The organism is Ureibacillus sinduriensis BLB-1 = JCM 15800, from assembly GCF_000772955.1.
Lineage (GTDB): Bacteria > Bacillota > Bacilli > Bacillales_A > Planococcaceae > Ureibacillus > Ureibacillus sinduriensis.
Genome location: NZ_JPVO01000003.1, coordinates 1 through 522, shown reverse-complemented (window position 1 = coordinate 522; position 522 = coordinate 1). Strand labels below are relative to the sequence as shown.

The following is a 522-nucleotide window of genomic DNA, read 5'->3' as shown; positions in this document are numbered from 1 at the left end:
GGGTGTGGCGGAATTGGCAGACGCACTAGACTTAGGATCTAGCGCCGTAAGGCGTGGGGGTTCGACTCCCTTCACCCGCACCATTTAATTACATATTGCCAGATAATATTATTTGCACATGCGGAAGTAGTTCAGTGGTAGAACACCACCTTGCCAAGGTGGGGGTCGCGAGTTCGAACCTCGTCTTCCGCTCCAATTGTGCCGGGGTGGCGGAACTGGCAGACGCACAGGACTTAAAATCCTGCGGTAGGTGACTACCGTACCGGTTCGATTCCGGTCCTCGGCACCATTTTTAAATAGCGCCCGTAGCTCAATTGGATAGAGCGTCTGACTACGGATCAGAAGGTTGTGGGTTCGACTCCTGCCGGGCGCGCCAATATTACGAGAAGTAGCTCAGCTTGGTAGAGCACTTGGTTTGGGACCAAGGGGTCGCAGGTTCGAATCCTGTCTTCTCGACCATTTAAAATATTTTATCTTGGGGCCTTAGCTCAGCTGGGAGAGCGCCTGCCTTGCACGCAGGAG

At 53.6% G+C, this 522-nt stretch carries 4 tRNA genes; all 4 read left to right on the top strand.

From position 1 onward, the window contains the following. Positions 1-120: 120 nt before the first annotated feature. The 4 genes from CD33_RS00025 to CD33_RS00010 all read left to right on the top strand — a co-directional run bounded on the left by CD33_RS00025 (position 121) and on the right by CD33_RS00010 (position 459). Positions 121-195, top strand: a tRNA-Gly gene (locus tag CD33_RS00025). Positions 196-200: 5 nt separating this feature from the next. Beyond that, positions 201-289: transfer RNA gene (locus tag CD33_RS00020), tRNA-Leu, on the top strand. 10 nt (positions 290-299) lie between these two features. Continuing rightward, a tRNA-Arg gene (locus tag CD33_RS00015) sits at positions 300-376 on the top strand. A 6-nt stretch (positions 377-382) separates the two neighbouring features. Further along, positions 383-459: transfer RNA gene (locus CD33_RS00010), tRNA-Pro, on the top strand. Positions 460-522 lie beyond the last annotated feature (63 nt).